The sequence below is a fragment of the Bradyrhizobium sp. Leo170 genome (assembly GCF_004296405.1).
In the GTDB taxonomy this organism is placed as follows: Bacteria; Pseudomonadota; Alphaproteobacteria; order Rhizobiales; family Xanthobacteraceae; genus Bradyrhizobium.
In genome coordinates this window covers 1-2050 of sequence record NZ_PSRR01000646.1, presented here as the reverse complement: position 1 = coordinate 2050, position 2050 = coordinate 1, and the positions used below count along the sequence as shown (strand labels likewise).

At 59.5% G+C, this 2050-nt stretch carries 3 protein-coding genes; all 3 read left to right on the top strand.

Translation table 11 applies throughout. From position 1 onward, the window contains the following. Positions 1-625 precede the first annotated feature (625 nt). Positions 626-1030, top strand: a complete 405-nt coding sequence (locus tag CWO89_RS43565; RefSeq protein ID WP_130584316.1) for a tautomerase family protein — start codon at positions 626-628, stop codon at positions 1028-1030. A 25-nt stretch (positions 1031-1055) separates the two neighbouring features. Continuing rightward, positions 1056-1298, top strand: coding sequence for a hypothetical protein (locus CWO89_RS43560; RefSeq protein ID WP_130584315.1), 243 nt, complete (start codon positions 1056-1058; stop codon positions 1296-1298). Positions 1299-1810: 512 nt separating this feature from the next. Next, positions 1811-2050 (top strand): hypothetical protein (locus CWO89_RS43555; RefSeq protein WP_130584314.1); only part of this gene is annotated, 240 nt, incomplete at its 3' end.

The window sequence follows — 2050 nt, the reverse complement described above, 5'->3', positions numbered from 1 at the left end:
CCCTCTCCGAGATCCCAGAGCTGGTCCAAAAGGGCGCCCGAACGGATCCCGACGTGCCACAAAAGTAACGCGGCTCGCGCACTGCTGCTGCGCCGACGCGCCGCCGTCGGCGCAGCAGGTGACGATCTCCATCACTCAGTAGCGAGGGCCATCATGACTTCGCCATTAAGTCGCCGTGAGTTCGCATTTGCCGGTTCAATGCTCGCATTCTCCATCGCTGCAGGCCCTCTTCGCGCCGCTCCTGCGACATCGGCCCGACCGACGGGGTCACCTGTAGTCGTTCACATCGTTGGCGGAGACCTGACCGTCAAACAACGGCAGGACATGATTGCGCAAATCACCAACCTACTCGCTGATGTCTTTCAATTGTCGGACCGCTCATTGGTTACCGCGTTATCGACGGCTTCCGACGAGCACCGTCGTCTTGAACCGCCTGACGCGAGGGCTGGTTAGCCGCAACATCGAAGTCCGGCGGTCGCCGTCGCATCTGACCTGGCGACTAACGCCACAGCGCGGAGCGTGTCGCTAAACCTGTTTCGAAGCATGGGACCTAATTCTTGAAAGGCCGGCATCTTCGGCCGGAACCAACACATCCGCATCTGCGTCAACCTAAAGGAGAACTCCAATGCCCCAGGTCAACGTCACCGTCATCGGCGTCGCTCCCAGCGCCGAGCAAAAGGCTGTGCTGTTCAAGAGCATCACTGATCTTATGGTCGACATCCTCGGACGGCAGCGTGAGCTGGTCGTCGTTTCCGTGACATCCGTAGCGCCTTCCGACTGGTCCGTGGCTGGTGTCGCGCAAGATGGCGACGGCCTGGCGGGTGTTCAGGCGGTCGTAAAAGTTTTGACCGGCACGGGCTCCGATGAACAAAAGGCCATGATGATCGAGCAGACGACCGACGTTCTGAGCCGCGTGCTCGGCAACCCGGCGATGCCGTTCTATGTGACGTTCGAGGAGATTCCATCGACATCGTGGGGTTACAACGGGCGCTCCGTCGCGGATATCGCCAAGGCTCGACAAGTCGGCTGATATCGCCACGGGAACAGACGGCCGGATGCAGCAGACGCTGGCCACACGCGCGATTCTGACCGGCGGGATTATCGATGCCGCATGTCGCGCTGATTATGGCTGGATGAGTTGGAGGCGAGATCGCCTCGAAGCGGCGGAGACGTGCGCCCGTGAGCGCGAGACAAGCCTTGCTCCGATGGCAGTCCCAGGCGACGGACCTGAAATGTCGACGCGGTTCTGGATGCTCGACAAGGATCAAGTCGAGCGAGGTGCGTCGGCGACCGGCTGACTCTCACCAGCGTCTTATTCCACCATTGTTCAACGAACGCGGCTGATAGCTAACTAAGTGCCTGACTTTGCTGGCGCGCCACCCAGAATAAAACTGCGAACTCTTATGTGATTGAGATTGCAATCTAATTCCAAATCTTGAGAACGGATAAAGTTAAGGGCGCGAGGAGCGGCACCGTCCTGTCGATCGCCTGTCGGGTGTTAGAGCCCCTCCCCCCGCTACCAAAGCCCACCCCTCTTTTCGTATCGGCGAGCAGCGTAACCGGCCCAGCAGTGCTTAGTAGCCCGCCAAACGCGGACTTTTGCGCGCGACTGAACTAGCTTCAAACATTGCTAAGCAAGTTCAAGTTCCGGGTTCGGACGCCCGACGCTTAGGATTAATCGAGCATAAATTTCCAGGCGGCCGCATGATAGGAGTTGCCAGCAGGCTTCACTGTGGCGCTTCCTAGCTAAGTCCGTGAAGCAACCGATCGCGCGTTAGGTTTTCGATACACACCATGGCAGCGCCGCGGAATGTTTTCGGGGCCGCCGGGTTGGGCCGTTTGCCACGACTCTCCGCGCGAACCCCGAATGTTTCTCGGACACCTCGACAGCGACGACGTGCGGCTTTTTACGCACGAATTCGGCCTGCACAGCCTAGAATCTCTCGATCACCGGGTCGCGTTCAAGGATTCGATCGCCGGCCAGACTCTGAAGCAGATCATGCTCCATGATCCGGCCCGCGCGGCGCTCTTTCAGAAGGCCGATGCATCG